The organism is Oliverpabstia intestinalis, from assembly GCF_009696065.1.
Lineage (GTDB): Bacteria > Bacillota > Clostridia > Lachnospirales > Lachnospiraceae > Oliverpabstia > Oliverpabstia intestinalis.
In genome coordinates, this window is the sequence record NZ_VUMS01000004.1 from 85,207 (window position 1) to 111,993 (window position 26,787).

The 26,787-nt window shown below is 47.0% G+C and carries 25 protein-coding genes; 16 read left to right on the forward strand and 9 right to left on the reverse strand.

Annotated features, from left to right (window positions below; genetic code table 11):
- Nucleotides 1-8 precede the first annotated feature (8 nt).
- Nucleotides 9-1,436 (forward strand): V-type ATP synthase subunit B, encoded by a 1,428-nt coding sequence (locus FYJ57_RS02955; RefSeq protein WP_154431468.1) that lies wholly within the window; start codon nucleotides 9-11, stop codon nucleotides 1,434-1,436.
- 13 nt (nucleotides 1,437-1,449) lie between these two features.
- On the forward strand, nucleotides 1,450-2,073 hold the full coding sequence (locus FYJ57_RS02960; protein WP_154431469.1) for a V-type ATP synthase subunit D: 624 nt from the start codon (nucleotides 1,450-1,452) through the stop codon (nucleotides 2,071-2,073).
- Between the two features lie 422 nt (nucleotides 2,074-2,495).
- On the opposite strand, the gene trxB is transcribed toward FYJ57_RS02960, so the two are convergent.
- Nucleotides 2,496-3,419, reverse strand: coding sequence for a thioredoxin-disulfide reductase (gene trxB, locus FYJ57_RS02965; RefSeq protein ID WP_154431470.1), 924 nt, complete (start codon nucleotides 3,417-3,419; stop codon nucleotides 2,496-2,498).
- A gap of 92 nt (nucleotides 3,420-3,511) precedes the next feature.
- On the opposite strand from trxB, the gene FYJ57_RS02970 reads away from it, so the two are divergent.
- From FYJ57_RS02970 to FYJ57_RS03010, 9 genes are all read left to right on the forward strand, one after another.
- Nucleotides 3,512-5,368 carry a DUF885 domain-containing protein gene (locus FYJ57_RS02970; protein WP_154431471.1) on the forward strand — a complete coding sequence of 619 codons (1,857 nt, stop codon included), beginning with the start codon at nucleotides 3,512-3,514 and terminating at the stop codon, nucleotides 5,366-5,368.
- Nucleotides 5,369-5,505: 137 nt separating this feature from the next.
- Nucleotides 5,506-6,465, forward strand: coding sequence for a transglutaminase-like domain-containing protein (locus tag FYJ57_RS02975; RefSeq protein ID WP_022171520.1), 960 nt, complete (start codon nucleotides 5,506-5,508; stop codon nucleotides 6,463-6,465).
- Between the two features lie 15 nt (nucleotides 6,466-6,480).
- Nucleotides 6,481-7,527, forward strand: coding sequence for a type II secretion system F family protein (locus FYJ57_RS02980; RefSeq protein WP_154431472.1), 1,047 nt, complete (start codon nucleotides 6,481-6,483; stop codon nucleotides 7,525-7,527).
- Nucleotides 7,528-7,542: 15 nt separating this feature from the next.
- Nucleotides 7,543-7,872, forward strand: coding sequence for a hypothetical protein (locus FYJ57_RS02985; protein WP_154431473.1), 330 nt, complete (start codon nucleotides 7,543-7,545; stop codon nucleotides 7,870-7,872).
- 3 nt (nucleotides 7,873-7,875) lie between these two features.
- On the forward strand, nucleotides 7,876-8,364 hold the full coding sequence (locus FYJ57_RS02990; RefSeq protein ID WP_154431474.1) for a DUF4860 domain-containing protein: 489 nt from the start codon (nucleotides 7,876-7,878) through the stop codon (nucleotides 8,362-8,364).
- A 53-nt stretch (nucleotides 8,365-8,417) separates the two neighbouring features.
- Complete coding sequence (locus FYJ57_RS02995) at nucleotides 8,418-8,876, forward strand: hypothetical protein (protein WP_154431475.1); 459 nt, start codon at nucleotides 8,418-8,420, stop codon at nucleotides 8,874-8,876.
- A gap of 2 nt (nucleotides 8,877-8,878) precedes the next feature.
- Nucleotides 8,879-9,412: a hypothetical protein gene (locus FYJ57_RS03000; RefSeq protein ID WP_154431476.1), complete on the forward strand. Its 534-nt coding sequence runs from the start codon at nucleotides 8,879-8,881 to the stop codon at nucleotides 9,410-9,412.
- 61 nt (nucleotides 9,413-9,473) lie between these two features.
- Complete coding sequence (locus tag FYJ57_RS03005; RefSeq protein ID WP_106491221.1) at nucleotides 9,474-10,529, forward strand: type IV pilus twitching motility protein PilT; 1,056 nt, start codon at nucleotides 9,474-9,476, stop codon at nucleotides 10,527-10,529.
- A gap of 62 nt (nucleotides 10,530-10,591) precedes the next feature.
- The gene (locus FYJ57_RS03010) at nucleotides 10,592-10,819 is read left to right on the forward strand and encodes a hypothetical protein (RefSeq protein ID WP_106491222.1); all 228 of its coding nucleotides are present in this window, start codon (nucleotides 10,592-10,594) and stop codon (nucleotides 10,817-10,819) included.
- 245 nt (nucleotides 10,820-11,064) lie between these two features.
- Here the strand turns inward: FYJ57_RS03010 and FYJ57_RS03015 are convergent, their stop codons facing one another.
- The gene (locus FYJ57_RS03015) at nucleotides 11,065-11,505 is read right to left on the reverse strand and encodes a MarR family winged helix-turn-helix transcriptional regulator (protein ID WP_022171528.1); all 441 of its coding nucleotides are present in this window, start codon (nucleotides 11,503-11,505) and stop codon (nucleotides 11,065-11,067) included.
- Nucleotides 11,506-11,778: 273 nt separating this feature from the next.
- On the opposite strand from FYJ57_RS03015, the gene FYJ57_RS03020 reads away from it, so the two are divergent.
- Together FYJ57_RS03020 and FYJ57_RS03025 are read left to right on the forward strand one after the other, a co-directional pair.
- On the forward strand, nucleotides 11,779-13,701 hold the full coding sequence (locus tag FYJ57_RS03020; RefSeq protein WP_235904362.1) for a BMP family ABC transporter substrate-binding protein: 1,923 nt from the start codon (nucleotides 11,779-11,781) through the stop codon (nucleotides 13,699-13,701).
- Between the two features lie 36 nt (nucleotides 13,702-13,737).
- The gene (locus FYJ57_RS03025; protein ID WP_154431477.1) at nucleotides 13,738-14,361 is read left to right on the forward strand and encodes a metallophosphoesterase family protein; all 624 of its coding nucleotides are present in this window, start codon (nucleotides 13,738-13,740) and stop codon (nucleotides 14,359-14,361) included.
- Between the two features lie 154 nt (nucleotides 14,362-14,515).
- Here the strand turns inward: FYJ57_RS03025 and nagA are convergent, their stop codons facing one another.
- Both nagA and FYJ57_RS03035 read right to left on the reverse strand, forming a co-directional pair.
- Entirely contained in the window at nucleotides 14,516-15,634 is a 1,119-nt protein-coding gene (gene nagA / locus FYJ57_RS03030; RefSeq protein ID WP_154431478.1) for an N-acetylglucosamine-6-phosphate deacetylase, read from the reverse strand.
- Nucleotides 15,631-16,485, reverse strand: coding sequence for a MurR/RpiR family transcriptional regulator (locus FYJ57_RS03035; RefSeq protein WP_022171532.1), 855 nt, complete (start codon nucleotides 16,483-16,485; stop codon nucleotides 15,631-15,633). The genes nagA and FYJ57_RS03035 overlap by 4 nt, the downstream gene beginning before the upstream one ends.
- Nucleotides 16,486-16,753: 268 nt before the next feature.
- On the opposite strand from FYJ57_RS03035, the gene FYJ57_RS03040 reads away from it, so the two are divergent.
- Nucleotides 16,754-18,124: an MATE family efflux transporter gene (locus FYJ57_RS03040; RefSeq protein ID WP_154431479.1), complete on the forward strand. Its 1,371-nt coding sequence runs from the start codon at nucleotides 16,754-16,756 to the stop codon at nucleotides 18,122-18,124.
- 727 nt (nucleotides 18,125-18,851) lie between these two features.
- The gene (locus FYJ57_RS03045; RefSeq protein WP_154431480.1) at nucleotides 18,852-19,376 is read left to right on the forward strand and encodes a spore maturation protein; all 525 of its coding nucleotides are present in this window, start codon (nucleotides 18,852-18,854) and stop codon (nucleotides 19,374-19,376) included.
- Nucleotides 19,377-19,792: 416 nt separating this feature from the next.
- On the opposite strand, the gene FYJ57_RS03050 is transcribed toward FYJ57_RS03045, so the two are convergent.
- From FYJ57_RS03050 to FYJ57_RS03060, 3 genes are all read right to left on the reverse strand, one after another.
- Entirely contained in the window at nucleotides 19,793-21,139 is a 1,347-nt protein-coding gene (locus FYJ57_RS03050) for an MATE family efflux transporter (protein WP_154431481.1), read from the reverse strand.
- 154 nt (nucleotides 21,140-21,293) lie between these two features.
- Nucleotides 21,294-21,917, reverse strand: a complete 624-nt coding sequence (locus FYJ57_RS03055; protein WP_154431482.1) for a GGDEF domain-containing protein — start codon at nucleotides 21,915-21,917, stop codon at nucleotides 21,294-21,296.
- 144 nt (nucleotides 21,918-22,061) lie between these two features.
- Nucleotides 22,062-22,682, reverse strand: a complete 621-nt coding sequence (locus FYJ57_RS03060) for a nucleoside recognition protein (RefSeq protein ID WP_154431483.1) — start codon at nucleotides 22,680-22,682, stop codon at nucleotides 22,062-22,064.
- 228 nt (nucleotides 22,683-22,910) lie between these two features.
- Here FYJ57_RS03060 and FYJ57_RS03065 point away from each other — a divergent pair, with 228 nt between their 5' ends.
- Nucleotides 22,911-24,794 (forward strand): beta-N-acetylhexosaminidase, encoded by a 1,884-nt coding sequence (locus tag FYJ57_RS03065; protein WP_154431484.1) that lies wholly within the window; start codon nucleotides 22,911-22,913, stop codon nucleotides 24,792-24,794.
- Between the two features lie 388 nt (nucleotides 24,795-25,182).
- On the opposite strand, the gene rsmI is transcribed toward FYJ57_RS03065, so the two are convergent.
- Together rsmI and FYJ57_RS03075 are read right to left on the reverse strand one after the other, a co-directional pair.
- The gene (rsmI, locus tag FYJ57_RS03070; protein WP_118619220.1) at nucleotides 25,183-26,028 is read right to left on the reverse strand and encodes a 16S rRNA (cytidine(1402)-2'-O)-methyltransferase; all 846 of its coding nucleotides are present in this window, start codon (nucleotides 26,026-26,028) and stop codon (nucleotides 25,183-25,185) included.
- Nucleotides 26,029-26,043: 15 nt separating this feature from the next.
- Nucleotides 26,044-26,784: a tRNA1(Val) (adenine(37)-N6)-methyltransferase gene (locus tag FYJ57_RS03075; RefSeq protein ID WP_022171840.1), complete on the reverse strand. Its 741-nt coding sequence runs from the start codon at nucleotides 26,782-26,784 to the stop codon at nucleotides 26,044-26,046.
- Between the last annotated feature and the right edge of the window lie 3 nt (nucleotides 26,785-26,787).

Here is a 26,787-nt window from a genome sequence, read left to right on the forward strand (position 1 = left end):
ATGGAAATATGGCAATTGAATATCTTGGCTTAAGTGAAATCAACGGTCCTCTGGTAGTTCTGGAGGGAGTAAAAAATGCAGCATATGAGGAAATCGTAGAATTTACCATCGATGGAAAAGAAAAGAAACTGGGACGAATCGTGGAGGTCTATGAGGACAAAGCTGTGATCCAGGTTTTTGAGGGATCCGACAATATGTCTCTCGACAACACCCACACCCGTCTGACCGGGCATCCCATGGAAATCGGTCTTTCCGAGAAGATCCTGGGACGTACCTTCGACGGTATCGGCAACCCGATCGACGGTCTGGGACCGATCGTGGCAGACACCAAAGCAAATATCAACGGTCTGCCATTAAATCCGGTCACCCGTGAATATCCGCGTAACTATATCCGCACCGGCATCTCCGCCATCGACGGTCTGACAACCCTGATCCGCGGACAGAAGCTTCCGATTTTCTCCGGAAACGGTCTTCCCCATGACCAGCTTGCCGCACAGATCGTACAGCAGGCTTCTCTTGGTGACAATACCGATGAAAAATTCGCCATCGTTTTTGCGGCGATGGGTGTCAAATATGACGTGGCTGAGTTCTTCCGCCGTACCTTCGAGGAAAGCGGTGTTTCTGACCACGTAGTCATGTATCTGAACCTGGCAAATGATCCGGTCGTTGAGCGACTGATCACTCCGAAAGTGGCACTGACCGCCGCCGAATATCTGGCTTTTGAAAAAGGTATGCATATTCTGGTCATCCTCACCGATATCACTTCTTTCTGTGAGGCGATGCGAGAGGTATCTTCCTCCAAGGGTGAGATTCCTTCCCGTAAAGGTTATCCGGGTTACCTCTACAGTGAACTGGCCACCCTTTATGAGCGTGCCGGTATCGTACATGGCGGCACCGGATCGGTTACGCAGATTCCGATCCTGACCATGCCAAACGACGATATCACCCACCCGATTCCTGACCTGACCGGGTATATCACCGAAGGTCAGATCGTTCTGGACCGACAGCTTCACGGACAGGCGATCTATCCACCGATCAACGTACTGCCGTCTCTGTCCCGTCTGATGAAGGATGGTATCGGTAAGGGATATACCAGAGAAGACCATCAGGACGTGGCAAACCAGCTGTTTTCCTGCTACGCAAAAGTAGGAGATGCCAGAGCACTTGCTTCCGTTATCGGTGAAGATGAACTCTCTCCGTTGGATAAGAAATATCTGATTTTCGGAAATGCTTTTGAACATGAATTTGTCGGTCAGGGACCGATGGAAAACCGTACGATCACAGAAACGCTGAATATCGGCTGGAAACTGCTCGGTCTGCTTCCGAAAGAGGAACTTGACCGTATCGATACGAAGGTGCTGAATCAATATTATCAGCCGACCGACATTGATCTTGTGGAACAGGCTGTCGCTGACGCGAAGTCTATGATGGAATAAAAGGGGGGTTTTTATGGATCCAAATACCTTCCCTACCAAGGGAAATCTGATCCTTGCCAAGAATTCTCTGGCTCTTTCTCTCCAGGGATTTGACCTGATGGATAAGAAGCGAAATATTCTGATCCGTGAAATGATGAACCTGATTGATGAGGCGAAGGGTATCCAGTCGCAGATCGATGTGACCTTCCGTGAGGCGTATGCGGCGTTGCAGAGGGCAAATATGGAAATCGGTATTAATACCGTACAGACGATTTCTTATACAGTTCCCATTGAGGATTCGATCCGTATCAAGACCAGAAGCATCATGGGTGCGGAGATTCCGTTGGTGGAATCGGAACCTTCCGGGGATGCCCCGACGTATGCGTTTTACAGTACGAAGGAGTCTCTGGATGCGGCTAAGCAGGCGTTTGAAAAGGTGAAGGAACTGACGATCCGACTTTCCATGGTGGAAAATGCAGCGTACCGGCTGGCAGCGAATATCAAGAAGACACAGAAGCGGGCAAACGCGCTGAAGAATATCACGATTCCTCATTACAAGCAGCTGACGAAGGATATCAGTAATGCGCTGGAGGAGAAGGAGAGAGAGGAATTTACGAGACTGAAAGTGATCAAGAGAATGAAAGGAGCCGGGGGCTGAACCCTGGCTTCTTTTTTTAATTCCCGCAAATTGTTTGAAAATTCACTGCATTTTTTTTTACTATTTGACTATAAAAAAGTCAATAGTTTTTCCACACTCTTTTTGTCGAAACATCGATTTATCACTTATTCACAAAACATTTGTTTCCTTTTTCGTTATGTAAATCACGGTTGTCCACATGAAAAAATGTGGATAAAGTGGATAACTTTGTGTATAACTTGATTTTACGGCATTTCCAGTATTTTCCTATGTGGATAACCGGAGTATAACTTTTTCACTATCCACCTTAATTGTGTGAATTTCAGACACAACTTAGTACTTTTTAACAAAAGCCCCTTTTTATCGCTGTTTTCACAGGTTTCTCAGCAGTATTTTCACATAGGACATACTCATGGTGATTTCCATATTCATTTCCGCTTCTGTTATCTTTTATACAGATCCTGCTGCGCAGAATTCACACAGTTTGCCCCGTCTGCAGCTGCTGTAATAATCTGGCGCAGTTCCTTGGTTCTGATATCTCCCGCTGCGTAGATACCCGACACATCGGTTCTTCCATCCTCGCCGGCTTTGATATATCCATGCTCATCCAAATCTACCAGTTCCTTTACAAACCCGGTATCCGGTACGGTTCCCACTGCAATAAAGACACCATCCACATCCAGCTGATACTCTTCTGCGGTCTTTGTCTGTTTCAGAGTTATCCACTGCACCTGCTGCTCTCCGCCAATTTTTTCCACCGTGGTATCCCAGATACAGGTAATATTGTGGAAATCTTTCAACGCATCCTGTAACACCTGTGCCGCCCGCAGCTGATCCCTCCGGTGAATCAGATACACCTGTTTACAGCCTCTCGCCAGGAAAATTGCATCTTCCACAGCCACATCCCCGCCGCCGACAACAGCCACTGTCTTATCTTTAAAGAACGCCCCGTCACAGGTTGCACAGTAAGAGACTCCCATCCCTGCCAGTTCTTCCTCACCGGGAACTTCCAGCTTCCGGTGAACTGCACCCGCCGCCAGAATAACCGCCTTACCACGATAATCTGCCTTCTTTGTGTGCACGATCTTCCACTCTCCGTCCAGTGAAATTCCTTTCACCTTCCCTCTCGCAATCTCTACGCCAAGCCCGGTCACATGCTCCTTCAGCTTTTCTGCCAGTTCCAGTCCACTGATTCCCGGCATCCCCGGATAATTATCCACCTCATACGTATTCACGATCTGACCGCCCTGAATAAAACCACTCTCCAGGATAACCACCTTCAACCCGGCACGTTTCCCATAAATCCCCGCCGTCAGCCCCGCCGGTCCAGAACCTACAATAATCATATCATACACATTCTCACACATACACTTCGTCTCCTTTCTGTCTGAAACAACTATAACATATTTTGGCATTGATTCCCATACACTGATAGTAATTCCCGCCCTCATGGAGTCCTATGCATAATCCGAAACTTTCCAAAAAATTCTTCATCCCCCTTCTGTTTCTGATCTGTTTTCTGACCTTTCTTGTGGTGCGCACGCTTACCTACTCCTACTTCATCAACCGCCGCTTCCGCGCCTGTACCAACACCATCTTTACCACCGACATATCCGGCAATCCGCTTAACCTTCACTACACACTTGCCTACCCTGAATCCTCCGGCATCAAAGATTATTCCCTCTCTCTCGGAACCTTCGATCCCACACAGCTCTCCGGTCAGAAGATTCTCCTTGAAAACAGACGAACCATGATAAATGCCTTTCCCGCCAGAGATCTCAGTCCCGATAACCGGCTGACTCAGCAGATTCTCTCTCTTTACTACGAAACACAGCTTCTTCCTGCCAGACAATATCTTCTGGATGAAGCCCTAAGTCCCTCCCTCGGGACCCAGGCTCAACTCCCCATTCTTCTCGCAGAATACACTTTTCGAAAAGAAGACGATGTCCGGAATTACCTGAAGCTTCTTACGTCTGTGGACAGCTATCTCGAAAGCATCCTTTCTTTTGAAAAACTGAAAGCACAAAACGGTACTTTCATGAGTGATGCCACTGCAGACCGCATCATCAGTCAATGCAGCACATTTATCAAAGACCCGGACGATAATTACCTGGCCTCCGTCTTTTCCGAAAAGATCCAGTCTCTTTCCGGTATCTCTGAGCAAAAAAAAGCCGCCTATCAGAAACTGCACAACCAGATTCTCACCGGTCAGGTACTTCCTGCCTATCAGTCTCTGATCGATGGTCTGTATCTGCTGAAAGGAAGCGGGAAGAATCCCGGAGGACTCTGTCAGTTCGCCGGTGGTAAAGTCTACTACGAATACCTGATCAAAAGCAGCTGCGGTATCTACGACACCGTACCTGAGATCCAGTCCCGCCTGATTCACCAGTTTCAGACCGATCTCTCCCTTGCCACAAAACTTATGGGAAGCAGCACTGCCACACCGACCTTCGCAAAGGATGTATTTCTTCCGATATCCAAAGCGCAAACCGGGACACTCTCCGGGATATTCTCATTTTCTGCCGGGCTGATCGATGCTGCTTCCGGGCTTTCCTTTACTTCTACACCCTCTGCCGCCGAAACTTCTCCCGAACAGATTCTGGAAGATCTGCAAAAACAGATACAGACCGATTTTCCGGCTGTTCCTTCCACCTCCTACGAAGTCAAATATGTGCATCCGGATCTGGAGGAACATCTGAGTCCGGCATTTTATCTGACACCACCCATAGACACTTTAAGTCCCAATGACATTTACATTAACCGACACGCAAATATGAGTGGTCTGGAACTATATACCACTCTGGCGCACGAAGGATTTCCGGGTCATCTTTATCAGACAATCACATTCGCTTCTTCCGCCCCGGATCCCGTCCGATACCTTCCGGCCATGGGTGGTTACGTGGAAGGATGGGCAACTTATGCAGAATCCTTTGCCTATACTTATTATCAGCCCGATTCCACCGACGGACAGCTTGCCTGGCTTAACCGCTCTCTGAATCTTTGTATGATGTCTCTTCTCGATACCGTAATCCACTATAACGGCTGGAATCAGGAACGCTGCGCCACCTTCCTGTCGCAGCTGGGGATTACAGACAACACCATTCAGAAAGAGATCTACCAGGTGATCGTGGAAGATCCCGCCAATTACCTGAAATATTACCTTGGCTATCTGCAGTTTCTTGATCTGCAACAGGAAGTCCGTGAACTTGCCGGTGACACCTTTCATCTTCACAGTTTTCATCAAAAGGTACTCTCTGCCGGTCCCTGCCAGTTCCCGATTCTGAAGCAATGGATACTCACTCAATATAAAACCTGATGCATTCTTCCCCAAAAAATGCTATACTAAAACCAGTCATCATATCCTCCCGGAATTTTTCTGTATCTGATTTCTGAAAAAGTGCAGAAAGACTCCGGGAATACATAACAGAGGAAAGGAGTTTACAGGCGATACAAATGATAACAAAACAGCGTACCCTTTATCTGTTGCTTCTTTTTTTGCTGACTCTTTTTCCTCTCTCCGGCTGTTCTTCCGGCTCCTCACCCGGAAAACAGACTGCTGATGAAACAAAAAGTGACACAAAGACAACTTCCCGTGAAACTTACACTGATGTCTGTACACCGCAAGCCAGTCAGACTGTTGTGTACGGAGACAAAACCACATCTCTGGATGCCTCCCACACTGAAAACGGCTATCTTATGCTTTGTTACAACGGCAAAGTTTCCAAAGTAAAGTTACAGATCACCACTCCGGATGGCACGGTATACACTTATACACTGAACCCGGATTCCTACGGAAGTTATGAGACTTTTCCATTATCCGGAAGCAACGGCACTTATCAGGCAGACCTCTACGAAAATGTCACTGATGATAAATATGCACTGATCTTTTCTCAGAGCCTTAATGTTACCCTGAAAGATGAATTTCAGCCATATCTTTATCCCAACCAGTATGTCTGGTTTACCAAAGACTCCAAAGCAGTCAAAAAGGGGCAGGCACTGTCTGATGACTCTGCAGACGATCTGGACTATGTACAGCAGGTTTACCACTATGTAATAGAAAATATTACTTACGACAAACAGAAAGCAGAAACAGTGGCATCCGGCTATATTCCGGATCCCGATGCCACAATGGAGTCTGGGACAGGTATATGTTTTGACTATGCCTCCCTTATGACAGCACTGCTTCGTTCCCAGCATATCCCCACAAAACTGGAAGTGGGATATTCGGGAGAAGCCTATCACGCCTGGATCAGTGTATATCTGCACGAGGTCGGCTGGGTGGATAACATCATAGAATTTGACGGAAAGGACTGGTCCCTGATGGATCCCACCCTGGCCGCCAGCAACAGTGCCTCTTCGGTAAAAAAGTACATCGGCGACGGCAGCAACTACACAGTAAAATATTCCTACTGATACAGGGAGGTTTTTATGAATAAAAAACAACAGCCATTTTTCAACCCGGAGCTTTCCGGTTTCTGTTCTCAGATGGCCATGATCCTTCACTCCGGTATCTCACCACTGGAAGGGATCACCATCATGCTGGAAGATTCCACATCCGACCGGGAAAAAGATATTCTTCAGCAAATCCTGGATATCCTGCAGGAAACCGCAGATTTTTCTCTTTCCCTGAAAGAAACCGGTTTATTTCCTTCTTATCTCGTCCATATGGTACAAATCGGTGAGGAAACCGGCACACTGGATGAGGTAATGTCCGCACTAAGCGAACACTATGAACGGGAAGACAGCATCGCAAAAAGCATCCGCAACGCTGTGACTTACCCGATGATCATGATCGGTATGATGCTTGTCGTCATTCTGGTACTTCTCGTAAAAGTCATGCCGATCTTTAACCAGGTATTTGTTCAGCTCGGTACCGAGATGACCGGATTTTCCGGTGCACTGATGCATATCGGTAACGCTATCAGCCGTTATTCTGTCGTTTTGGTAATTCTTCTTGCCGCCATCGCCGCTGCGTTATTCTTCGGAAGCCGCACGGAAAAAGGAAAGGCTGTACTTGCGAGATTCGCGAAACATTTTCGGTTTTTTTCGTCTATGGCACAGCAGCAGGCGGGCTGCCGGTTTGCCGATGTGATGAATCTGGCACTTCGAAGCGGACTGACTCCGGAGCGCGGCCTGGAACTTGCCGCCATGTTGAATCAGGATCCTGATTTTCAGATAAAGCTGGAGGCTTGCCAAAAACAGGTGAATGAGGGCGAAGATCTTTCTCATGCTTTGTTTTCCTCCGGAATCCTCACCGGTACTTACGCCCGCCTGGCATCGATCGGGCAAAAAACAGGTTCTATGGATCAGGTCATGAAACAGGTGTCAGATATGTATCAGGAAGAAATCGATACCCGGATCTGCAACACACTGGCGGTTCTGGAGCCTTCCCTGATCATCGGACTTTCTCTGATCGTCGGTATCATTCTGTTATCGGTCATGCTTCCTCTGATGGGCATTATGTCCGGTATTTAACAGGAGGAACTGCTTATGTATCGATTTCAAACCTCCCCGCAGAGGATACCCGGAAAAAAGCTGTGGGTTTCTCTGTTGCTTTTTCTTTTTCTGATCCTGTTGTTTACACTTGGAACTTCTTCTCTCTCAGAGAATACGGTCCGCAGACAAAAGGAAAGTCTCACCCAGGCCCTGAACCGGGATATCACCTACTGTTATGCAACAACCGGTCGCTATCCGGAAAGCCTGGAAGCTATCAAAAAAGACTACGGGTTGATCTATGACGATTCCCTCTTTTTTGTGGACTACCGGACCCAGGGCTCCAATATTTATCCGGAAGTTACGATCATAGAAAGGGGACGATAAACGATGAAATTATTATCCCAGAAGCGCCATGCCATTGATTTTCTGTTTCCGGTCACAGTATTTTTTGTTTTTACAATCTCGGCTCTTACTGTGATCCTGCTGGCAGCGCGGATCTACCAGTCCACAGCAGATGACTCTCAGAGAAATTATACCTCCGGCACTGCCCTTTCTTATATAACGGAAAAGCTGCATCAGAACGACCTGGAAGACAGCATCTTTCTGGACGAACTGGATGGCACGCAGGCGGTTGTCCTGCGGCAGGAAACAGAGGATGCTTTCTACCTCACTTATCTGTATGTCTGGGACGGACAACTCCGGGAACTGTATATAAAAGAAGGAACACCCCTTTCTCCTTCTGCGGGGAAAAGCATCCTTCCCATAAAAGAATTCTCTGCTGAGGAGACAGAGAATCGGGTAATCACCTTCCACTGCACTGATACTTCCGGAGAAACCGCAAGTGCAGTCTATACGATACGATCTGTTTCCCGGTAGTCCTGTATTTTATATCTGATAATTAGTTACTGCACAGCAACAAAGGAGAATCTATGAAACGAAAACCAACGGCCAATCCATCCGGTCTTTTTCTTCTGGAACTGATCTTTGCCATTCTGTTTTTTTCTGTGGCAAGTGCTGTCTGCGTACAGGTTTTTGTAAAATCTCATACCCTCAGCACCGAAGCTCACGATCTGATGCAGGCTTCCCGGAAAACGGAAGATGCAGCGGAGCTGATCACCGCTTCCACTTCACTGGATGATATGAAAAACATTCTGGAAGATACCTACAGCAACTCGCTGGAGATCTCATCAAAGGATTTCACCATCTTCTATGATTCCGATTTTATTCTCTGTTCTCAGGATACAGCTGCCTGGCAGTTATGTGGAACCTGGAATCTGAACGGACAGCTTCTGGATGTGCAGCTGGATGTCACAAAGCTGACATCCGGAGCCAACGCAGATTCTCTCTATCGGCTTCGTATACAGCATCATCTGCAAAGGAGGACATGACCATGAAGCAGAAGAAAAAAACATCTTTTTCTTTTATCCATATGGGCGCACCATCCCTGCTGATGATCTTTCTGGTGTTATGTCTGTTTACCTTTGCACTGCTTTCGTTATCCGGTGCCAAAAACGACCGGACGCTCAGCCAACAGTCTGCTGACCGGATTCAGGCATATTATCAGGCATCTTCTCTGGCAGAACAGGCACTCGACCAGATCGATACGATTCTTTCTGATGCTTACAAAAGCTGTGGCGCAGACTCCGCAGATGCCGCGGTTTATCAGAGAGAAATAAGGAAACAACTGAAGAACTGCTCCGTGGACGGAGTTTCTGATCTCACCATCGATTTTGCAAAAAAAGAAGGGACTCTGAGCTTTCAGGTTCCTGTCAATAAGAGCCAGCAGCTTTCGGTGATTCTGACACTCCCGGCACCCTCCGACTGTCAGAATGGGTATTACCATATCACACAGTGGACAACCGAAGCTACGGAGAGCTGGGATGGAGACGATAGCTATCAGCTGTTTTCTCCTGTAGATTCCTGATTTTAAACTATATTTAGTATTAACCTTTTGACCCCGACATCCTATCAAAGGAGTAATATATATGAATGCACGAGCTATGTTAGAGCAGGCGGTTGCAGAGAATGCGTCCGATATTTTCCTGGTTGCCGGACGTCCGCTTTCGCTTCGGAAAAACGGTGTCCTTTCCATGGAGAATGAGGAACGTCTTTTACCGGATGATACCGCTGCTTTCCTAAAAGAAATTTATGAACTTGCTGACAACAGAGATATGAGATCTCTGCTTTCTCACGGGGATGATGACTTTTCTTTTGCCATCCCGGGCGTATCCCGTTTTCGTGTCAGTGCTTATAAGCAAAGAGGTACACTCTCTGCTGTGATCCGTGTGATCACTTTCCGACTTCCGGATTATCATATGCTGGGAATACCGGATGCGATCATCAATCTCGGTCTGGGCGGAAAAGGAATGACACTGATCACCGGTCCTGCAGGAAGCGGAAAATCAACAACCCTTGCCTGTATCATTGACCAGATCAACCAGAATCAGGAAAAACATATTATCACTCTGGAAGACCCTCTGGAATTTCTCCACCGGCACAACAAGAGTATCGTCAGTCAGCGGGAGATTCATGTGGATACTGACAGTTATGTAGCTGCCCTGCGCGCAGCTCTGCGTCAGAGTCCGGATGTGATTCTTCTGGGAGAAATGCGTGATTACGAGACGATCAATGTGGCAATGACCGCCGCAGAAACCGGCCATCTGCTTTTCTCAACGCTTCATACCATCGGCGCAGCCAATACCATCGACCGTATCATCGATGTATTTCCGCCTAACCAGCAACACCAGATTGCAGTACAGCTTTCCATGGTGCTAAATGCAGTTGTATCCCAACAGCTGATTCCTACTGTTGACGGTGGTGTTGCTCCGGCATTTGAGATTATGACCGTAACTCCGGCAATCCGTAATATGATCCGGGACAATAAGATTCCGCAGATCGACGGAATCCTCTATTCTTCTGCAAAGCCGGACATGATCTCCATGGACAACAGTCTGCTCGCCCTGTACAAGTCCGGAAAGATTTCAAAAGAAATCGCCTTGACTTATGCAACCAATCCGGATATGCTTATGAGAAAACTGTAATATTTTGCCACAACACAAAAAACGGAACGTTATAACACTTCATATAAGGAGGAACCACTGGGATGAACCCATTAGATATGATGAAATTCTCCAGTCTCTGGAGTACATTTACCGCAAACCATCCAAAATTCCCAAAATTTATTGCCGCCGCTTCCCGAAAAGGCGTACTGGCAGAAGGTTCTGTGATCGCAATGCAGATTACTACCCCGAACGGTGAAACACTGGAAACCAACCTGAAAATAACCGCTTCCGATCTGGAACTGGTTCAGCAGCTCAAAAAAATGCGCTAGAGAGTATCTGAAAAATCATCGTTTTATACGCAAAAAGAGAGATTCCGCCGTTTCTTACAAAACTATAGATGGCAAAATCTCTCTTTTTCTTGTATCTATGTAACTATTCAGTAGCCACTGTACCGCGAGGTGTTTTGGCATGAGTATGCCAAAATCCTGAGACATACAAGCCAAAATGCCATCACCGAAGGTGATTTTAAATGCATTTTGGCACGTAACTGTGAAGGTACTAAACAGTTACGTATCTATTTGTAATCCTGAAAAAAATCCCGCAGGTTCGTAAGTGCCGATACCAATGTCTTCGTCTCTTCTTCCGACAGGTCTTTAAGCAGTGACTGGATCATATCTTCATGGAACTTCTCATGGTGATGATATGCTTTCTCCCCTTTTTCTGTCAGCGACACCAGTACTACCCTCCGGTCAGCATCACTTCGCACCCGATGCACATAACCTTTTTTTACCAGACCGTTGATGGATATCGTCAGGGTTCCTACCGTAATCCCCAGTGTTTTCGCTACCGAAGACATATTCCTCGGCTCCCGGATCCCCACCGCCTCGATCACATGCATATCATTATTGGTGATATCTCTAAATTCCGGCGTTATAATTGCTTTTGCTTCGATATTCATAATATCATTGAACAGTTTTACCAACACCTCATGAAACATTTCATACGCCTGATCCATAAATCTCACCTCTCACATCCGGATTTTCTGTTGTATCTTAAAATATGTCAGTCGATGGACATCCATTTCTGTAATTATACCACACTCCCGTCGCATTCCTCAACAAAAACCGCTTGATTTCTCTTTATCACGATGATACGATATTTTTATAAAACATCGTAACTGTTTGACACTCTTACAGTTACGAGTCGCAATGTATTCCGACTATCTGATCATTACAAGAGTGCAATTTACAGATAACAGCTTCACTTTATTTTTACAGGAGGTAAAACTATGGCAATAACAGCAACCATGGCCGAAGCACAAAACGACTATTATAAAGCGATGCGCGCCGGCAAAAGAGAAGGCGAGATTCTTCCCAATCTTGATGATATATTAAAAGAAAAAAACATTGTCGCTGTCCGGGAGGTTCCTCTTGGACTGGTTCAGATCCCTTCTGAACTGATCGTAGGAACCAAAACTGCAGGCAGAAGTTCCGCATTCAGCAAAGGTTTCAAACCTCTGCTGAAAGAAAACACAGAATTTGCATACAAATGGATGGCCCTGTACAAGGCGCATCTGAATGAAGGGATCCGTGAACCCATCAAAGCATATGAATTCATGAACAAATTCTATGTGGAAGAAGGGAACAAACGGGTCAGCGTATTAAAGTTCTTCGATGCAGTATCTATTCCGGGCAATGTTACCCGTATCGTTCCCCCGAGAACGGAAGAAAAAGGAAATAAAATTTATTATGAGTTCATGGACTTTTACGCCCTGTCTCGTATCAACTATATCTGGTTCACCCAACTGGGAAGCTTTGCCAAACTGCAGCGTCTCGTTGGCAAACGCCCGGATGAAGCATGGAGCGATGACGACAGACTGGATTTTGCATCTGCTTACAACCGTTTCCGTGCCGAATACAAGGCAAATGGCGGTGATAAAATCCCGATTACTACCGGTGATGCGTTCCTTTATTTTATCGGTCTGTATGACTACCGTTCGCTTGACGATATGACTGCCGTGGAACTGAAAGAACAGCTGGCAAAATCCTGGGACGAATTCAAGCTTCTGACTACCGACGAATCTGTGGAACTGCAGATGGATCCTACCGCCGAAAGCGAAGTAAAGAAAAACTTCTTTGCCCGTCTGATCCCTACCAGCACCCCAAAACTTCTTGTGGCTTTCATCCACGAGAAAAACGCTGAAATATCCGGCTGGACTTATGCACATGAACTTGGCCGTATGCATCTGCAGCAGACCTTTGAGGATCAGATATCCACAACCTGCTACGATAACGCCACCGAAGAAAATGCTGACGATCTGCTTGTAAAAGCCATCGCCGACGGCAACAACCTGATCTTTACCACTTCCCCGCCGCTTCTGAAAGCCAGCCTGAAGGCAGCCATCGAGCACCCGGAAGTGAAGATCCTGAACTGTTCTCTGAACACCTCCCATCGCTATATCCGTACCTACTATGCACGTATGTATGAAGCAAAATTTCTGATGGGAGCTATCGCAGGTGCAATGTCCAAAAACGGTAAGATCGGTTATATTGCCGACTATCCGATTTTCGGTATGACTGCCAACATCAATGCCTTCGCTCTTGGTGCAAAAATGGTTAATCCACGTGCGAAAGTATACCTGGAATGGTCCACCCTGAAAGATCACGATATGGCAAAAAGTTTCGCCGAAAACGAAGTCCACTATATTTCCGGTCAGGATATGACGATTCCCGGAGAACCGTCCAGACATTTCGGTCTGTACCGTGATTCCGAAGATATGCCTCTGAACCTTGCGATGCCTATCTGGCACTGGGGTAAATTCTATGAACAGATGATTCGCAACATCATGAACGGGGCATGGAAAATCGACGACACCAACGATTCCACCAAAGGTCTGAACTACTGGTGGGGTATGTCCGCAGGCATCATCGATGTGATCTGCTCCCAGCACCTGCCGATCGGTACCGCCCGTCTGGTCGATCTGTTAAAAAAGAGCATCTGCGAAATGAATTATAATCCGTTCTCCGGTGTACTGTATTCTCAGTCCGGTATTGTTCAGAAAAATGCAGACGCTGTTATGGATCCGGAAGAGATCATCACCATGGACTGGCTGGCTGAGAATGTCATCGGTTATATTCCAAAGATGGAAGATCTGATTGAAAAAGCAAAACCTGTAGTGATGCTGCAGGGTATCGACAACCCGGAGATTTAGACAACAAAGCGCGGCTTACAAAAAGGTATTTTAATTATGAGGATATTAGCAATTGCAGATGAAGAATCCAAGTATCTCTGGGATTACTTCCAGAAAGAAAAGCTTGAGGGAATCGATCTGATTCTCTCAAGCGGAGATCTGAACCCCAACTATCTGTCTTTTCTCGCCACCTTTACCACGGCACCGGTTTTATATGTAAGGGGAAATCACGATGACAAGTACGAAAAGACACCGCCGGATGGATGTATCTGTATCGAAGATCAGATCTATGTCCATGAAGGAGTTCGTATTCTGGGACTGGGCGGTTCCATGCGCTACCGCCCCGGGATTAATCAGTATACTGAAAAAGAAATGAAAAAACGGGTCAAAAAACTATGGTTCCCACTGCTGTACCGCGGTGGATTTGATATTCTTCTGACTCATTCTCCCGCCTATCAGTTAAACGATGGTCTGGATCTCCCACACCAGGGATTTCAGGTCTTCAACACTCTGATGGACAAGTACCACCCGAGATTTTTTATCCACGGGCATGTACATATGTCCTACGGACGGAATCAAAAACGCTACGATCAGTATAATCAGACTCATGTGATCAATGCTTACGATCGCTGTGTATTTGATTATGAAGATGATAATCTGAGGGAACATTTGAGACGGTGATTCTTATCATGCCAGACAAAAAGCAGGAGCAAAACGGTATCGCATCCGTCTCTGCTCCTGTTTTTTATCTTCCTGTATCTCTGTTTTCTCACCGTTGCGTACTCTCTGCCGGTCAGATCTGTATACTCCGTCCTTATAGGTTTCTTCTCATGATTTACAGCATCTGTCCTTTCAGGATAACCCCTTTAATTTCCAGAGTTTCCTGGTCAAGGAGTACTGCATTTGCTACTTTTCCCGGTGTGATGCTGCCGTATTGGTCGTAGATACCGATGCTTTTTGCCGGATTGACTGCTGCACATTTTACCGCTTTTTCCAGAGGAATTCCCATCTGCTTCACAGCGGTACGCATACATTTCATCAGGTTGGTATTGGAACCTGCAATAGTTCCGTCTTCCAGGGTCGCACGGTTTCCTTTTACGATCACCGGCTGTCCGCCCAGCTCATACATGCCATCTTTCAGACCGGCTGCTTCCATGGTGTCACTGATGAAGATCACACGATCCTCTCCGAACATCTTGAATGTATTTCTCACGATTGCCGGGTGGATATGTACGTTATCGCAGATCAGTTCGGCCTCACAGTATTCGTCATCTGATGCCGCGATGATCGGTCCCGGTGCGCGGTGGTTGATCGGGTTCATCGCATTGTACAGATGGGTCATATGAGTGACACCTGCTTCGATCGCTGCTTTTGCTGTCTCATAATCCGCTGTTGTGTGCGCGATCGACAGCACGACTTTTCCTTTTTCCGCCCGGATAAATTCCATCGCACCTTCCTCTTCCGGTGCCAGATCTACCAGTTTGAACAGACCTCCTGAGGCTTCCTGCAGCCGTTCAAACATTGCCACATCCGGTTTGTGGATGTATTTTCCGTTCTGTGCCCCTTTTTTTGCCATAGAGATAAACGGGCCTTCCATATTGATTCCGCAAAGGATCGCACCTTTTTCATTTTTATGGGCTTTCGCCGCTTTCGCGATCCGTGTCAGCCGCTCCTCATCAAACGTCATGGTTGCCGGTGCGATCGTTGTCACGCCCTGGCTGGCCTCATAATCTGCCATTACCTGAATGGACTCTTCCGTTCCGTCACAGAAATCCTTTCCCATGCAGCCATGAAAATGAATATCTGTCAGTCCCGGAATCAGATAACAGCCGTTGCCGTCAACCACTTTTTCTCCGTCCCCACCGGTTTCTGTAAAAACTTCCCCTGTTATGCAGACCTCTTTATCCGCAAATGTTCCTTCTTCTGTATAGACTTTTGCTCCCTTGATGATCATTGTTTTCCTTCTCCTCCTTCGTCCTTATCCTGAATCTGTCTTGACTTTAAGAGCATGACAGAATTATCATGCCGTGCCTGTTTGACAGATGAATCGATCTCCAGATAATATCCGTATAAAATATCCGTCATCACAAGAATCGGATACTGCGGAGAGATGATATTGCCAAAGTCCAGGTTTTTCTTTGCCGCCAGACATACCACTTCTTCACAGAATTCACTGTATTCCGGGCGGTCGTTGGCTGTCAGCAGTACCGTGTAGGCTCCCTGCCGGTGCGCCTGTTTCAGACATTCCATCACTTCTTCCGTCCTGCCACTGATACTGATGCCGATCGCCATGCAGTCTTCCTGCACGATCGTCGAATGAAACCGCATCATATGGGTCTCATCTACCGCATCCATATCCAGTCCCAGCCGCATGAAACGAAACTGCATCTCTCTGGCTGCCAGGCTGGAACTTCCTTTCCCGTAAACAAAAACCCGCCGGCACTCTGACATCTTCCCGGCAATCCGGCGAAGCTGCGCCTCATCTGCCAGATTATAACTTTTGTTCAGTAACTCCTGATAAGAGTCAAATACTTCTCTCATCTGTCCTGTGATCTGGTGATCTTTTTCTCCGAACGATTCTTTGTATTTGAACACAAATTCCCGATAGCCCTTATAACCACATTTTTTCGCGAATCGGGACAGAGATGCCTCTGACACATACAGCATCGAAGAAATATGTCTGGATGAAAAATCCATGTCTTCCTCATTGGAAATAAAAAAATCAGCGATATTTTTTTCCACTGCAGACAGATTTTCATAATGGGCTTCTATGTTGGGTACTATTGTTTTTCTGTAATAACTCATCTTCCAATCCTTTCCGGCATCTGCTTGCAGCTGTTCCGGTCCTTCACAGCTACCTTTTCCTGTTATAAAATAGTTACTATATTTCTACATCCAGTATAACATGTTTTCTTTTACTTTCAAGTACTTTCATCTTCCCTGAAAATTCATAATTCCATACTTCCACCCATTGACTTTCCGGATGGTTTCGCTTATGCTGAACATAAGAGCGCTGCATGTTTCATGGGGGAAAATGCAGGGCGTTTTTTTACACAGGAGGGTTTTTACACAAATGAAAAAAGAAACTGTTACAACCAATCAGATCACCGAGGGCGTGATCTGGAAACAACTTTTATTGTTCTTTTTCCCCATTGTTCTGGGAACATTTTTTCAGCAGCTGTACAACACGGCAGATACGATCGTTGTCGGGCGTTTTGTCAGCAAAGAAGCTCTTGCCGCCGTCGGTGGTTCCGCCGCACAGATTGTGGGTCTGATCGTGGGCTTCTTCGTCGGACTGGCTTCCGGTGCTTCGGTTATCATTTCCCAGTTTTACGGTGCGAAGGATAGAGCGCAGCTGAACCGTGCCCTGCATACTGCCTTTGCATTCTCTATCGTTGGAAGTATTTTCATTACCGCTCTGGGAATTCTGATCGCTCCCTGGTTGCTTGAACTGATGCACACACCACAGGAAACCATGGCGGATGCCCTGCTCTATCTGCGGATCTACTTCGCCGGTATTATCTTTGTCTTTATCTATAACGTGGGATCCAGTATCCTTCGCGCGATGGGTGATTCCCGCAGACCGTTATATTATCTGATCGTCTGCTGTATCCTGAATATTGTGCTGGATATCGTGCTGGTGATCGTTTTTCACATGGGAGTTGCCGGTGTGTCAATCGCCACGATTTTTTCTCAGGGAGTCAGTGCCGTTTTGATCACCCGCGCCCTGATGCGTTCCGATGATCTGTATCAGCTGGAGTTCCGAAAGATCCGATTCCACAAATCTGCTCTGATCAGTCTGATCTGGGTGGGCTGTCCTACCGGCATCCAGTCTGTTTTATACAGCGTCACCAACATGCTGATCCAGACGTTCTTAAATAATCTGGGAACCGATACAGTGGCCGCCTGGAGTGCTTTCGGAAAGATCGATTCTTTCTACTGGATGGTCAATAGTGCATTCGGTATCGCCGTTACGACTTTCGTAGGGCAGAATTTCGGTGCCGGAAAATACGACCGCATGAAAAAGAGTGTCCGCATCGGACTTTGTATGGGGCTTTGTACAGCTCTGACATTGACTCTCATATTCTATAACTTCGGCACTCCGCTGTTTCGTCTGTTTACCTCCGATGAAAATGTAGTCTCTATCGGTATGCAGATGTTGCACCACGTTGCTCCGGCATACTGCCTGTTCGTCTTCATCGAACTGCTCTCCGGTGCACTCCGCGGAACCGGAGATGTTGTGATCCCAATGCTTATCACCTGTTTCGGTGTCTGCCTGCTGCGTATCGCCTGGCTCTTCTTCATCGTACCACTCGCTCCGGGCCTCAACACCATCGTCCTCAGCTACCCGGTCACCTGGGCGATCACGGCGGTGATGTTTATCGTTTACTACTGTTACCGGGTAAAGAAATGGCCGAAATCTTATGCGAAAAAAACGGCTTAATCTTATGCCGATAACATTCTTTAACTGTTTGTCCGTATAACGTAAGGAAAGGGACTGTCTGGAATGACAGTCCCTCTTTGTATACTCTTGTAAGCCGATATTTTCGTAACTATTCAGCAGGTAATATTTCGCAAGGTGTTTTGATGAATATGCCAAAATCCCGAGACATACAAGCAAACTGCCCTTGCCGAAGGTAATTTCAAATGCATTTTTGCTCGTACCTGTGAAAGTACTGAACAGTTACAAATTTTCATTTATCGTGTACATGTATAAACATATAGCATATCTTGTGAACTACTCATAAGCATGATTAGCTCAGCGTCTCCATTTTTTCTTCTTATGCAATAATCAATTTCAGAAAAAGAAGGATACATTATAGGATCAACATTCAAATTTTTTAAATATTTTATAATTTCTTCCTCCCAATACTTTGTTGGTATCTGCTTGTACAATGATGTTTTTAGAACCTTTTTGTCATTTTCTGAGCACAAATAAATATTATATGATTCCCACATGCCGTCAACCGTATAATAAGATTCAACAAATGGAAAGTTAATATCCCATTGAGTTTTAAACCATATACTATTCACAATTTTTTACCCATCAGTATGAAAACGAACATTATCAATGCAACCAGAACCCCAGTGATTAGAATTCTTTTCTTCATGTACTTTCCCGTCCTCCTTCCGCATATATTTACAAAGAACAATCCTTCCCGGAGCTTTGTATGCGTATCCTGCTTTTTCTTTCTGATCTGATGATCCCACTCCTCTTTTTCTACATCGTCGGCTTCGGTCTTCTGATGAAAAAGGACATCTACAACGACTTCGTCACCGGTGCTTTCGACGGTTTGAAAATAGTGGTAAAAATCATGCCCACGTTAATCGGTCTGATGACCGGCGTGGGGATCCTGCGTGCCTCCGGCTTCCTGGATGCCCTCGCATCCCTCCTCGAAAACCTCCTGAAACCCACCGGCTTCCCCTCCGCCCTGGTTCCCCTCTCCATCGTAAAAATGTTCTCCTCCGGCGCCGCCACCAGTCTCCTCCTCGACCTCTACAAACAACACGGCCCCGACTCCACCATCGGCCTGACCGCCTCCCTCATCCTCAGCAGCACCGAAACCATCTTCTATACCCTAAGCGTCTACTACATAGCCGCCAAAGTCCAAAACCCCCGCTACACCCTCCCCGGCGCCCTCCTCGCCACCCTGTCCGGAATCATCGCCAGCACCGTCATAGCAAACCTTATGTAAATCTCTATTCGTTTACTTTCTCACCTGGTTTACATAAAAACAACCATATGCCTATAATCTCTTACTTATACCACCAATTATCCCAAAAACCACTTCCGATACAACGTATAACGCACACATTTTCTCCTGTACTACCCCTATAGCATTCATTTTCCCATACCAATCAACCCCCTCCGCTCTCAACCACTATCTCCCCCACGCAAAAAACAGCGGCAGACTCCTGGCTTCCTGGTCTGGCAACACTTTGTGGGCGCTTAGGGCAAGCTTTGAGATCCGACGCCTACGCAGACTTTCGCGCGGGTCAGCCGACCCGCGTGAATATAGTCGTAGTTGGCGGCTAGCTCAAAGTTGCCCTGCCCACGTTGCCAGACCAGGAAGCCAGGAGTCTGCCGCGTCCCTTTTTACGACACTAACCTCTACTCCCGGAAATTCCCAGCCTTCTTATACTTATTCATAATCCCAAAATACATCACCAACAGCAGTGCAGACGCAAAAATCCACGCCACCGGGCTTGCCAGACAAATCCCCAGATAACTCTTATAATGCGAAGCAACTACAGCCGTCAGCCCTCTTCCTGCCAGCTCTGCAATCCCTGCCGTCATGGGAAGGAATCCATAGCCCATTCCCTGGATACCGTTTCGGTATACATTTACCACATTAAGCGGAATAAAGAACAGCGCCACGCATTTCATATAAATATCCACCAGACCCACGATCTGATCCAGATTCTCAGACACAAACAGTCCGGTCAGCATATTACCAAAGAAGAACACCAACACTCCGAACACCACCGAATAAATGCTACCCATGATCGTTGTTGCCCGGAATCCTCTGCTGATCCTCTTCACCTTACCCGCACCCATATTCTGTGCACAGTAAGTAGCCATCGTAGTACCCAGTGCCACATAAACCTGCGTTGCCACCTGCTCGATCTTATTTGCCGCAGTAAACGCTGCCACATGCACAGAACCAAGCACATTCAGCGCAGCCTGCACCATCATCGCACCGATCGCAGTGATCGAATACTGCAGTGCCATCGGAAAACCGATGGCCAGCTGCTGCCGTACCAGATGACCATCCAGTTTAAAATCCCAGCGATCCAGCTTCAGAATCGGCACTTTCTTAATAATATAGACCAGACAAAGCAACGCCGAAACTCCCTGCGCAATAACCGTCGCATACGCCGCTCCTGCTGCTCCCAGGTGAAACACAATGATCAGTACCAGATCCAACACAATATTCAGTACTGCGGAAAACAGCAGAAAATACAACGGCGTCTTACTGTTACCCAGCGCACGCAGGATACCCGCTAACAGATTATACATAACCTGTGTAAAAATCCCCGCACAGATGATCATAATATACTTATACGCATCCTGAAAAATATCTTCCGGTGTATTCATAAGAATCAGCAGAGGCTTCATAAACGCCATACTGATCACCGTCATCACCACGCTGACGATCACCGAAAGTACTGCCGCAGATCCGACCGTCTTTCGCATCCCCGGCATATCTCCGGCACCGAATCGCTGACTGGTCAGGACCGTAAAACCTGCCGTAAGTCCCATCAGGAATCCCAGGATCAGAAACCCGATCGTTCCGGTCGATCCGACAGCCGCCAGTGCCTTCGTTCCCACGAACTTACCGACAATGACCGTATCCACCATGCTGTAAAACTGCTGGAAAATATTTCCAATAACAATTGGGAGCGTAAAATTCAGGATAATCTTATACGGTGTTCCCACCGTCATATCTCTCTCCATAAAGTTCCTCCTCTCATAAAAACTCCTCATTTTGCGCGATAAAAATCCGGGGCCACAGCCCCGGGATCTTTATCACATTATTTACTTTCACCCATTATATGCGATGCTTTTTCATTTTTCAATACTATTTTTTGTAAAATCATCGGTAACTGTTTCACATATAAGTTCCTTCAAATTCTTCCTGTTCCAGCGCCTCTTCAAACTCACCGATGATCTTTCGCTCAGCAATGGACTGTTCCAGCAGATGCCGGTCATAATAAGCAATGCAGGTCTTGTAATCATTTTTTATCGTTTCACTGGCCAGATTTGCCTTATCACACATCTTACTCACCGGCTCTTCTCTGTTGGTGATTTCATATACTCCGATATACAGGTGAAGATGAAACAGACTGTTGGTAAATTCTTTCTGCATACTGCGGATCTGCTCAACAACCTTATCTTCGTTAAAATATGCTTTGGGAATACAGGTGGCAAAATGATCGTCCTGTATACGGGCACAGACAGTTTTTGCAAAAGATCCATGAATCTGTTTCATCTGTTCTGCCTGTTTACGCAGGATCGCATTTCCTTTTTTCATGCCGAAAAGTTCGTTTACAAATTTAAAGTCTTTCATATTACTGCATAATATGTAGAATTCTGTATCCGGATATTCTTTCAGCAATCTTTCAACCTGACGATAAAATTCCTCTTTGTTATACAGTCCTGTCAGGCTGTCATGAGATGCACGATAACGTTCCCATTCCAGTTTCTTCAGCTGCTCTGTTTTATCATGAAACATAAAGTAATCGCAGACATAATTTCCGCTCCTGCTGCAACGCCATATACCATTCTCATCTCATATTTCCCTGTCAAAAAAATGTGTCTTCCTGACACCTTTTTATTTTCATTTTTTCTTCTATCATAAAAGATAACGTATTCTTATCTATCTGTCAAACAGTTTCCTATATATGTATTTTCTTATTTTAATATAGAATATGGCAATCCCTGTGCTGACCGCCGTTGCGAGAATCGCCGGTCCCACGATCGCTGTGGGTGCCACGCTTCCGTATTCCGTCCGGAAGGCAATAATGCTGACCGGAATCAGTTGTAGGGAGGAAATATTCAGGATCAGGAAATCGCACATCTCGTTGCTGGCTGCACCGATCGGCACTGCCCGTTGCTTTTTCCTTCGCCGCTCTTCCTCCAGATCTGCCAGTTCTTCCATGGCCTTCAGTCCTGCCGGTGTCGCCGCCCAGCCGAGTCCCAGGACGTTCGCCAGCAGATTCGTGGCAATCGATTTCCTCGACGGGTGATTCCCGGGAATCTCCGGAAACAGAAAGTTCAGCACCGGCTGCATTCTCTGCTCCATCGCCTCCAGAAGTCCGGACTTCTCTGCAATCCGCATCATCCCCACCCAGAGTGCCGTAACCCCAGCCATCACCACGCACAGACTTACTGCCTCCTTCGAAGACTGAATCGCCACCTCTGATACTTCCTCCAGATGCCCGGTCACTGTCCCGTAGATAATCCCGATCAGAATCATACTGCCCCAGAGATAATTCATGAAAAGATACTCCGTTTTTATTGTATTCAGTTATGTATACGCTTTCCATCGTATAAATATGTAACAATCCAGTATCTTCACGCTTCCTCAAATCCCCGGTTCTTCAAGTATTCTTTATTTCTGAAACTTCTTTCTCCCCCATTATCTTTACTTTCCCCCCACCATTCGTTACAATAAATCATAAAGCAAAAGCTTGTCCGAAAACTTTTCGGAAGAAAGGAGAAGGTTATGAAATTTTCATTTTCCCCTTCCTCCACTGACCTGAAAAAAGTGGAAGAAGGAACGCAACTTTTATTGGGGGATATCAAATCAGAAAAGGAACTGGAGATTCAGGTGGAGTTTCAGGAAAATGTTCCGCTTACCATCGCACGAAACGGCGATCACCTGCTTATTACCTGTCAGGAACCGGCACATTATTATCGGGGACTGAACTGGGCGTTACATCATCCGGAGGATACCTGGAACACGAAAAGTGAACCTGTATACTTTTCAAAAAACGGAGTGATGCTGGACTGCTCCAGAAATGCAGTATTTACCGTAGAAAAGGTAAAATCTTTTATTCGTATCATGGCGAAACTGGGAATGAACACCCTGATGCTCTACACCGAAGAGACTTACACCGTACCGGATGAACCTTATTTCGGTGCCTACCGTGGCCGCTACAGCCAGGATGAGATCCGCGAGATGGATGCTTATGCAAGAACTTTCGGCATTGAACTTGTTCCGTGTATCCAGACACTGGCCCATCTTCACAATGCTTTGAAATGGCCGCTTGGAGAAACCGTCAAGGACACCGCCGACATCCTTCAGGTAGGAAAAGAGGAAGTCTACACCCTTATTGAAAAAATGCTTTGCTCCGTAAAAGAGTCCTTTTCCACCAACCGGGTACATCTGGGCATGGACGAAGCTGCGCAGCTCGGCCTTGGAAAATACCTCCGGGAAAACGGATATACCAAAAGTTCCGTCCTGATTCGCGAACACAGTGCCCGCGTTTTTGAAATCTGCAAAAAGCTGGGGCTGGAACCGATGATCTGGAGCGATATGTATATCACTGCCAACACCGGTGGCGGTTATTATGATGTTGCCGACGATACAGACTGCAGTGACTGGGAAAAACCGGATCCGGAACTTGGACTGGTTTACTGGGACTACTATAACCCTGATCAGAAAATCTATGAAAAAATGATCCGCGTTCATCAGCAGCTTTCTAACAAAGTCATCTTTGCCGGAGGTTCCTGGATCTGGAACGGAATATCACCAAACTATTCCAAGACCTTTACCTGCACCCGTGCGGGACTTGCCGCATGCAAAAAATATCATCTGCCGGAAGTCTTCTGTACCGCCTGGATGGATAACGGTGCAGAAACTCCTGTAGATGCCGTTCTGCCCGGTCTGGTGCTGTTCGCTCATCTTGGCTTCCATGAAGACTTCGATGAGAAAGCACTGGCAGAAGAATTCCACGACGTGACCGGTGCCAGCCTGAACGACTTCCTGGAACTGGATGCACTGGACTCCCTGTTCCAGAACGGACAGCCGAATCTGGACACCGATAATCCGTCCAAATATCTGCTGTATCAGGATCCTCTTCTCGGCATCTTTGACCGCCATATCGAAGATCTGGATCTGGACACTGAACGTTATTATCAGGATCTGGCAGACCGCCTGGAAATCTGCCGAAAACATACTCCGGCTTATGATACGCTGTTTGCTTTCTATCACAGTCTCGCCAGCACGCTCGCCGGCAAGGCCGACCTTGGCGTCCGCCTGAAAAAAGCATACGATGCCCATGACTTATCCACACTGGAGACCATCTGCGAAGAAGTTATCCCCGGAATCATCAACGATCTGTCCACAACCAGACTTCTGCGCGAACACCTCTGGATGCAGGACGCAAAACCTTTCGGCTATGAACTCGTAGACATCAAACTCTCCGGCGTCATCGCCCGCCTTACCAGCACCCGCTACCGTCTCCGTTACTATATCGACGGCAGAGTAAAGCGCCTGGAAGAACTGGAAGCCGACCGCCTCCCCTACTTCCTCCCGGGAACCCCCAAACGCGAAAACCTCTGGCACCGCATCATCAGCGGCGCAGACCTTATGGATACAATTTAACAACCTACCATTTCCAAAAGCCCCTCGGAACACATCTCCCGAGGGGTTTTATTATATGTCAATAAAATGCATTATCATTTTTAAACTATATTCATTCATGTACAACTTTCATCCATCCTTTCCCCGCCATCAGGGACTGCCACAACCAAACTCTACATTCAAATAAAGATTCAGCCAGTGCACAGCCCTGTGTGAGAACAACAAGGGGGTGGAGGCATTTTGCGTGCCGCTTAGAGTGAGCTTTAAGATCCTCTGCCTACGTAGACTTTTGCGAGGGTCAGCTGACCCTCGTAAATATAGTCGTAGTTGGCAGATAGCTTAAAGTCGCTCTGCACGCTGCCTCCGCCCCCTTGTTGTTCTCACACCGGGCGTCCCCTTGCAACTACTCTTAAGAATTTTCCAGCAGGCCCTGATAAACCTCCCGTTTCGAGATCCCCCGATCCTTCGCCACCATCTTCATAGCGTCCTTCCGTCCAATCCCCTGATCCTCATAGATCTTCATGTGTTCCTCCAGCGACATCTCTTCCCATGCCCGCTGCTTCTCCTCGATCATCTCTCTCCGGCTTCTGCCTTCCATCACGATCACACACTCTCCACGGGGATCCTCCTGCCGGTAATACTCCAGTGCATCCTCCAGCGTTGTAAGAAACGCCGTCTCATGTTTTTTCGTAAGCTCCCTGCAGATCGTCACCCTCCGGTTTCCGAGCGCAGCCACCAGCTCTTCCAGCGTCCGTACCAGCCGGTGCGGTGCTTCATAAAGAATCGTCGTTCTCGTCTCCTCTTTCAACTCCTCCAGAATCGCCTGTTTCTCCTTCTTATCCGTCGGCAGAAAAGCCTCGAACGCAAACCGTCTCGTCGATAATCCGGAGATCGTAAGCGCCGTGATACACGCAGCCGGACCCGGAAGCGAAGTGACCGGGATCCCTGCCTCATGGCACATCGCCACCAGTTCCTCTCCCGGATCAGAAATACCCGGTGTTCCTGCATCCGTGATCAGGGCGATCTGCTGTCCCTGCTGCATCAGACCGATCAGATAATGACCTTTATCGATCTTGTTATATTCATGATAACTGGTCATCGGCGTTGAAATCTCAAAATGATTCAACAGTTTGATACTGTTTCTCGTATCCTCCGCCGCGATCAGATCTACTTCTTTTAACGTCCGGATCACACGAAAGGTGATATCTTCCAGATTCCCGATCGGTGTCGCACACAAATACAATTTTCCTGCCATAGTATCGGTATCCTCCTATCTTCCATCCCCGTAAATTTCCCGGATTTCCTGTGTATACACGCCCGGCTTTTCATATACGATCAGCGGTTTTTCCACCGTGATCCTGGAATTACCTCCCAGAAGCCCTTCGATCAGAACCATATTCGGCTCCCGGTCCACATACGGATACACCAGACGCATCCGCTTCGGTTCCAGTTTGTATTGCATCATCAGTCCCATGATCTCTGCCAGACGAAACGGTCGATGCACCATATAGAATCGCCCCCGTGGCTTTAACAGCTGTGCCGTCTGAGAGATCACATCCTCCAACGTACACAAAACCTCATGTCGTGCAATTGCCTTGGGCAGATGAGGATTGGTCAGACCGTGATTGCCATGCATATACGGAGGATTGCAGGTAACTACCGAAAAAGAAGCCCTGCCAAAGATGGCAGTGGCTTCTTTGATATCTCCCGTTCTGATGGTAATCGCATCCTCCAGATGATTATACACCACACTGCGCCCTGCCATCTCAGCACTCTGCTCCTGAATCTCCAGACCGGTAAAATGCTCTCCCTGCGTCTTTGCTTTTAACAGAATAGGGATAATTCCCGTTCCGGTTCCCAGATCCAACGCCTGTTCCCCTTTCTTCACCCTGGCAAAGTCAGACAGCAGCACCGCATCGATACCATAACAAAAATCCCTGGTATTCTGGATAATATGATAGCCATTTTGCAGATCATCCAAACGCTCATTTTCCTTCAATGGGATATTCATCTT

Excerpts from the sequence above, each read along its gene's own strand:
- FYJ57_RS03005 (WP_106491221.1), top strand. The coding sequence starts at position 9,474 with ATGAATGCACGAGCTATGTTAGAGCAGGCGGTTGCAGAGAATGCGTCC.
- FYJ57_RS02955 (WP_154431468.1), top strand. The coding sequence starts at position 9 with ATGGCAATTGAATATCTTGGCTTAAGTGAAATCAACGGTCCTCTGGTA.
- FYJ57_RS03050 (WP_154431481.1), bottom strand. The coding sequence starts at position 21,139 with ATGGAGAGAGATATGACGGTGGGAACACCGTATAAGATTATCCTGAAT.
- FYJ57_RS02990 (WP_154431474.1), top strand. The coding sequence starts at position 7,876 with ATGAAATTATTATCCCAGAAGCGCCATGCCATTGATTTTCTGTTTCCG.
- rsmI (WP_118619220.1), bottom strand. The coding sequence starts at position 26,028 with ATGGCAGGAAAATTGTATTTGTGTGCGACACCGATCGGGAATCTGGAA.
- trxB (WP_154431470.1), bottom strand. The coding sequence starts at position 3,419 with ATGTGTGAGAATGTGTATGATATGATTATTGTAGGTTCTGGACCGGCG.
- FYJ57_RS03025 (WP_154431477.1), top strand. The coding sequence starts at position 13,738 with ATGAGGATATTAGCAATTGCAGATGAAGAATCCAAGTATCTCTGGGAT.
- FYJ57_RS03075 (WP_022171840.1), bottom strand. The coding sequence starts at position 26,784 with ATGAATATCCCATTGAAGGAAAATGAGCGTTTGGATGATCTGCAAAAT.
- FYJ57_RS03035 (WP_022171532.1), bottom strand. The coding sequence starts at position 16,485 with ATGAGTTATTACAGAAAAACAATAGTACCCAACATAGAAGCCCATTAT.
- FYJ57_RS03020 (WP_235904362.1), top strand. The coding sequence starts at position 11,779 with ATGGCAATAACAGCAACCATGGCCGAAGCACAAAACGACTATTATAAA.
- FYJ57_RS02960 (WP_154431469.1), top strand. The coding sequence starts at position 1,450 with ATGGATCCAAATACCTTCCCTACCAAGGGAAATCTGATCCTTGCCAAG.
- FYJ57_RS03060 (WP_154431483.1), bottom strand. The coding sequence starts at position 22,682 with ATGAATTATCTCTGGGGCAGTATGATTCTGATCGGGATTATCTACGGG.
- FYJ57_RS02980 (WP_154431472.1), top strand. The coding sequence starts at position 6,481 with ATGAATAAAAAACAACAGCCATTTTTCAACCCGGAGCTTTCCGGTTTC.
- FYJ57_RS03015 (WP_022171528.1), bottom strand. The coding sequence starts at position 11,505 with ATGGATCAGGCGTATGAAATGTTTCATGAGGTGTTGGTAAAACTGTTC.
- nagA (WP_154431478.1), bottom strand. The coding sequence starts at position 15,634 with ATGATCATCAAGGGAGCAAAAGTCTATACAGAAGAAGGAACATTTGCG.
- FYJ57_RS03065 (WP_154431484.1), top strand. The coding sequence starts at position 22,911 with ATGAAATTTTCATTTTCCCCTTCCTCCACTGACCTGAAAAAAGTGGAA.
- FYJ57_RS02985 (WP_154431473.1), top strand. The coding sequence starts at position 7,543 with ATGTATCGATTTCAAACCTCCCCGCAGAGGATACCCGGAAAAAAGCTG.
- FYJ57_RS03000 (WP_154431476.1), top strand. The coding sequence starts at position 8,879 with ATGAAGCAGAAGAAAAAAACATCTTTTTCTTTTATCCATATGGGCGCA.
- FYJ57_RS03045 (WP_154431480.1), top strand. The coding sequence starts at position 18,852 with ATGCGTATCCTGCTTTTTCTTTCTGATCTGATGATCCCACTCCTCTTT.
- FYJ57_RS02970 (WP_154431471.1), top strand. The coding sequence starts at position 3,512 with ATGCATAATCCGAAACTTTCCAAAAAATTCTTCATCCCCCTTCTGTTT.
- FYJ57_RS03040 (WP_154431479.1), top strand. The coding sequence starts at position 16,754 with ATGAAAAAAGAAACTGTTACAACCAATCAGATCACCGAGGGCGTGATC.
- FYJ57_RS02975 (WP_022171520.1), top strand. The coding sequence starts at position 5,506 with ATGATAACAAAACAGCGTACCCTTTATCTGTTGCTTCTTTTTTTGCTG.
- FYJ57_RS03055 (WP_154431482.1), bottom strand. The coding sequence starts at position 21,917 with ATGTTTCATGATAAAACAGAGCAGCTGAAGAAACTGGAATGGGAACGT.
- FYJ57_RS02995 (WP_154431475.1), top strand. The coding sequence starts at position 8,418 with ATGAAACGAAAACCAACGGCCAATCCATCCGGTCTTTTTCTTCTGGAA.
- FYJ57_RS03010 (WP_106491222.1), top strand. The coding sequence starts at position 10,592 with ATGAACCCATTAGATATGATGAAATTCTCCAGTCTCTGGAGTACATTT.